The organism is Candidatus Magnetaquiglobus sp. (assembly GCF_058402785.1).
This window is the reverse complement of the sequence record NZ_JBZVFG010000001.1, coordinates 60,966-65,937: the sequence shown is the minus strand read 5'-3', so window position 1 is coordinate 65,937 and position 4,972 is coordinate 60,966. Positions and strand designations below refer to the sequence as shown.

The window sequence follows — 4,972 nt, the reverse complement described above, 5'->3', positions numbered from 1 at the left end:
CGTGAGGGTCTGCGGCGCGAGAAGCGTGCGGCGCGCGGGGGCTACGCCCCGCCCTTGATCACCCACCCGGTCAACTCACGCCCCTGGCGTTGGATCCCCAGGAAACGATGCCCCTGGCTTCGGCACCAGGCGGGCAGGTCGTTGCTCAACCCCGGATCCGTGGCGCGCACCTCGAGCACCTCTCCATCCCGCATCTCGCGCATCGCCGCCTCGGCCTTCAAGATCGGCATCGGACAGAGCAGACGCCGGGCATCGACCGTTCGATCGATGTTGGAAGGTCCCGTGACCTCATCAGACATACCACGCCTCGTCGATCTCGTGGGCGGGCAGGGGGGCTACCTGGTAAACCTCCCGACGGCCCTGGGTTTCGACCAGCATGGCCACCTCCGGCATCTCGCGCGCCTTGCCGAACCGGGCCGCCAGACGACAGGCCAGGCGCAGATCCTCCGCTCCCGGCGTCCCTTCCACCAGGGTGAGCGGACCGGGAATGTCGCGGGCCTTGATCAGGATCCGCCCCTCCACGAAGCCGGAGAGGAAATGGTTCTCGGAATCATCCCGTCCGATCACCAGCTTGTAGTGGGGGGCAGGGCGCAGATGGCGACCGGCTTTCAACAACAGGATATCTTCCATCGCATAGGTGCGCTCGCCGCGATATTCCCACAGATCGCGCAGCTTGCGGGCGTAGTTCTCGTCGGTGAGGAAGCAGCAGCCGCCGGCGGGGGAGGGGTACTCGACGATTCCCAGTTGTTTGGCCAGGGCCATTTGGGGTTTGCGGTTGCGTCCGGAGAAGCCCATCAACCGCGACCGGTCCACCCATCCCCGTTTTTCCGGTTCGGTGAGGGGCATGCGCAACGCGGTCAGAGGGCGCAGCAGCCAACCGCCGGCGCCCGACTCCCGATCGATCACCGGGAAGGTGTCGCGGCGCTGGCTCATGGGGCGCTGACCGAGCACCTCGCCGGTGAACAGGAAGTGGAATCCCATGGTGCGCATCATTTCGAAGGCCTTCTGGACCATGAAGATCTTGCAGTCCAGGCAGGGGTTGAGGTTCTTTCCGTAGCCGTGCTTGGGATCGGTGACGATGCGCACGTAATCCTCGGCGATATCGACCAGATGGAGTCGGATGCCGAGATTGCCGGCGGCGTGCAGCGCGTCGTGACGCGGCGGGGCGGCGCCGGGTTTGGGATTGCGCAGCGCGCCGGTATGGGACTGGATGCAAAAACCGGTGTGGAAGTTGACGCACTCCACCTCGATCCCCTGATCCATCAGCAGTCGGGCGGCCAGGGTGCTGTCCAGACCGCCGGAGAGCAGCCCCAGGGCGCGCAGGGGTTCCGGGCGGGGTTCGGTGCGGATTTCGTCGGGGGTGTTCATGCGTCTTGCATCCAGCGGGCGGCATCGAGGGCGTGGTAGGTGAGGATCAGATCCGCGCCGGCCCGTTTGAAGCCGGTCAGGGTCTCCATGACCACCCGTTGTTCGTCGATCCAGCCGTTGGCTGCCGCGGCCTTGATCATCGCGTACTCCCCGCTGACGTTGTAGACCGCCAACGGATGGTCGAAGCGGTCGCGCAGTTCGCGCAGGATGTCCATGTAGGCCAGTCCCGGCTTGACCATCAGCCAGTCGGCCCCCTGTTCGATGTCGAGGCGGGCCTCGCGCAGCGCTTCGCGCCGGTTGGCCGGATCCATCTGATAGGCGCGCCGGTCGCCGAAGGTCGGGGTGTTTTCCGCCGCGTCGCGGAACGGTCCGTAGTAGGCCGAGGCGTATTTCACCGCGTAGGAGAGGATCGGCACCAGGGCGTGTCCCGCATCGTCCAGGGCGGCGCGGATCGCGCCCACCATGCCATCCATCATCCCGGACGGGGCCACCATGTCCACGCCGGCCTCGGCATACGAGACCGCCGCGCGTCCCAGGATCTCCAGGGTGGCGTCGTTGTCGATCTCCTGGCCGCGCAAGACGCCGCAATGGGCGTGATCGGTGTATTCGCAAAGACAGGCGTCGGCGATCACCCACAGCTCCGGCAGCTCGGCCTTGATGGCGCGGATGGCGCTCTGCACGATCCCGTTGGGGTCCACGGCATCAGAACCAGTGGAATCCTTGCTTTTTGGGATACCGAACAGGATAATTCCCCCCAATCCCAGATCCTGAGCCTCCTTGGCAACGAGCACGGCCTGATCGATGGAGAGTTGCGCCACCCCCGGCATCGACACCACCGGTTTACGCACCGCGACTCCCGGTACGATGAACAGGGGCAGCGCCAGATCTTCGGGCAACAGACGGGTCTCGCGCACCATGCGCCGAATCTGGGGCGTGCGGCGCAGCCGTCGGGGACGATGGATCAAATTTTCGTGGATCATGGTGATACGAACTCTCCTGGGGCGGTCAAATCCGTGTGAATCCCATTCAGGTCGCCGGAATCGGGCCTGGATCACGACTCAAAGGCAACATTATGCGGCGATTTGCCCAAAGATCGCAAGGATCGCCTCAATCGCCTTGATCTGACACTCTTTTCTTGAATGCTGGCGCGCCTGTTCCTCTTCGTGGCGCGCAAACTCGGGAACCATCGCGCATGGTGCAACGTATCGGAAATCGCCTGTTGGTCGCCGCCCAATCGGATGTCGGGCGCGTGCGCACCTTGAACGAGGATGCGTTCCTGGTCGATGAGCAGATCGGCCTGCTCATGGTCGCCGACGGCATGGGGGGGCATGACGCCGGCGAGGTCGCCAGCCGCCAGGTGGTGGAATCCACCCGCGCGGTGCTGCGTGATTATTCCAACCTGGACCACGAACCCCCGACCATTCTCGCCTCCGCCATGGGTTCGACCGCCAGCAACATCGCCGAGGAACCCACGGTCGATGATGCGCCGAATCCCATCCTCAACATGGTCAACACGGCCATCAACCGCGCCAATGCCGCAGTGAATGGCCACAACCTCGCGCGCGGCTACCCGGACGGCATGGGCATGGGCTCCACCCTGGTGGGTCTGTGGCTTCCGGATTTCAGCCACAGACCGGTCGTCTTCCATGTCGGGGACAGCCGGCTCTATCTCCATCGCCAGGGGATCATGCGACAGATCACCCAGGACCACTCCATGTATCAGCAGTGGCTCAACTTCGGATCTCAAGGAGATGCCCCGGCCCAGAACATCCTGCTCCAGGCCATGGGGCCGGCCAACTTCGTTCAGCCGGATATCGCCTTCCAGGACATCGCCCCCGGCGATCTCCTGTTGCTCTGTTCCGACGGGTTGAGCAGCATGGTGCGCGCCCATCGGATCGCCGAGGTTCTCGGTGCCGCGGGTGGGGAGAACCTGGAAGAGTCGTGCCAACATCTGATTGAACTGGCCTTGAGAGCGGGTGGCAGGGACAACATCACCGTCATTCTGGGTCTGGTCTTATAACGCGCAAGCCGACGCATTCGCATTCCGTGAGGACTCGCATGAGAGAAACCGTTCAATTGGCCATCATGTTCGCCGATATCGCGGGCAGCACCAAACTGTTCGAGACCGTCGGCGACACCAAGGCGCGTGAAATCACCTCACGTTGCATCGATCTGCTTAAAAGAGTCACCCAGGACCATGGGGGGCGGGTGGTCAAGACCATCGGCGACGAGGTGATGTGTACCTTTCCATCCTCCGATCAGGCCGCCGATGCCTCGGTGGAGATGCAAGAAGAGGTCGGGGCCCATGGTCCGCGTTGGGGCACCCATTTGAAAATTCGCGTGGGCTTCCATTTCGGCGAGGTGATCCAGGAGAACGACGACGTGTTCGGCGACGCGGTGAACCTGGCGGCGCGCATGGCCGGTCAGGCCAAGGGGGATCAGATCATCACCACCGGCGATACCATGGCCTGCCTCAGTCCGCGACTCAAAAACAAATGTCGCAAACTGTTGACCACCATGGTCAAGGGAAAGACCGCGCCCATCGGGATCGTCGAATTGACCTGGGGCGAGGAGGAGGAGTTGACCATCATGGCCGGCCACTCCCGAAGCATCACCCAACACAACACCGGCCCCACGATGAGCATCTCCTTCGAGGGACGGGTGATCACCCTGTGTCATGCCGACCCCGTGGTCAGCTTCGGACGCGGCTCGACCAATACCTTCGTGGTTCCGGACAGCATGTCTTCACGGGTCCACGCGCGCATCGAGTTCCGTGGCGGTCAGATCTATCTGGTCGATCAGAGCACCAACGGCACCTATGTCCAGATGTTGAATGGAGAACCGCCGATCCTGGTGCATCGTGAGGAGCGTCCCATCGAAGGGGCCGGGGTGATCGGTCTGGGACGCGTGGTCACCCCGGACGATCCGTTGGCGGTCCATTTCCAGTAGCAGACCCACGGCAGGGGAGAGATCGGGCTGGCTCTTTCCGTGCCGATGAACCGGCATCGTCATGCTCACCGATGGTACGGTACCCCGCGCAGGAGGGTCATGGCGCGATAGAGTTGTTCGAGGAGCAGCACCCGCGCCAGCATGTGGGGATAGGTCATCGGGCCCAGGGAGAGGGTGAAATGGGCGCGGGATTTGATCTCCGGATCCAGCCCGTCCGGTCCGCCGATCAGAAAGAGAATCTCCGGGGGTGAGGCGTCGAGCCACTGGCCGAGGGTGCGCGCCAGCTCCGGGGAGGAGAACATCCGTCCCGCCCCATCCAGCGCCACGATCATCGCTCCCGGGGTGAACCGGGCCCGCAGCCGTCCCCCCTCCCGCTCCAGGGCCAGACGTTCCGTCATGCCCCGATCCCGTTTCTCTTCGGCCACGCTCTCCAGGCGCGTCGGCACGAAGTGATTCAGTCGTTCGCGGTAATCTTCCACCAGCTCCCGGATCGGCGGCGGCATCACCCGACCCACGGCCAGGAGGGTGATCCTCATTCCGAGGTCGCGACTCCGCGCCTGGCTTCCCCTTTCGGCTTGGCCGCGTCCTTGGGTTTGGTCTCGTCCTTGGGTTTGGTCTCGTCCTTGGGTTTGGTCTCGTCCTTGGGTTTGGTCTC

General features: G+C 63.9%; 6 protein-coding genes. 2 read left to right on the top strand and 4 right to left on the bottom strand.

The genetic code is table 11. From position 1 onward, the window contains the following. Nucleotides 1-41 precede the first annotated feature (41 nt). The 3 genes from ACV4UY_RS00325 to hemB are packed head-to-tail and all read right to left on the bottom strand — an operon-like array spanning nucleotide 42 to nucleotide 2,348. The gene (locus ACV4UY_RS00325; RefSeq protein WP_491605682.1) at nucleotides 42-299 is read right to left on the bottom strand and encodes a sulfurtransferase TusA family protein; all 258 of its coding nucleotides are present in this window, start codon (nucleotides 297-299) and stop codon (nucleotides 42-44) included. Further along, a complete protein-coding gene (locus ACV4UY_RS00320; RefSeq protein ID WP_491605681.1) occupies nucleotides 292-1,368 on the bottom strand; it encodes a tRNA (5-methylaminomethyl-2-thiouridylate)-methyltransferase in 1,077 nt (358 codons plus the stop codon). The genes ACV4UY_RS00325 and ACV4UY_RS00320 overlap by 8 nt, the downstream gene beginning before the upstream one ends. After that, nucleotides 1,365-2,348 carry a porphobilinogen synthase gene (gene hemB, locus ACV4UY_RS00315; protein WP_491605680.1) on the bottom strand — a complete coding sequence of 328 codons (984 nt, stop codon included), beginning with the start codon at nucleotides 2,346-2,348 and terminating at the stop codon, nucleotides 1,365-1,367. Before hemB ends, ACV4UY_RS00320 begins: the two co-directional genes overlap by 4 nt. A gap of 212 nt (nucleotides 2,349-2,560) precedes the next feature. On the opposite strand from hemB, the gene ACV4UY_RS00310 reads away from it, so the two are divergent. Beyond that, nucleotides 2,561-3,388 carry a PP2C family protein-serine/threonine phosphatase gene (locus ACV4UY_RS00310; RefSeq protein WP_491605679.1) on the top strand — a complete coding sequence of 276 codons (828 nt, stop codon included), beginning with the start codon at nucleotides 2,561-2,563 and terminating at the stop codon, nucleotides 3,386-3,388. Between the two features lie 38 nt (nucleotides 3,389-3,426). Then, a complete protein-coding gene (locus tag ACV4UY_RS00305) occupies nucleotides 3,427-4,317 on the top strand; it encodes an adenylate/guanylate cyclase domain-containing protein (RefSeq protein WP_491605678.1) in 891 nt (296 codons plus the stop codon). A 65-nt stretch (nucleotides 4,318-4,382) separates the two neighbouring features. Here the strand turns inward: ACV4UY_RS00305 and rlmH are convergent, their stop codons facing one another. Next, nucleotides 4,383-4,853: a 23S rRNA (pseudouridine(1915)-N(3))-methyltransferase RlmH gene (gene rlmH / locus ACV4UY_RS00300; protein ID WP_491605677.1), complete on the bottom strand. Its 471-nt coding sequence runs from the start codon at nucleotides 4,851-4,853 to the stop codon at nucleotides 4,383-4,385. Nucleotides 4,854-4,972: the final 119 nt, after the last annotated feature.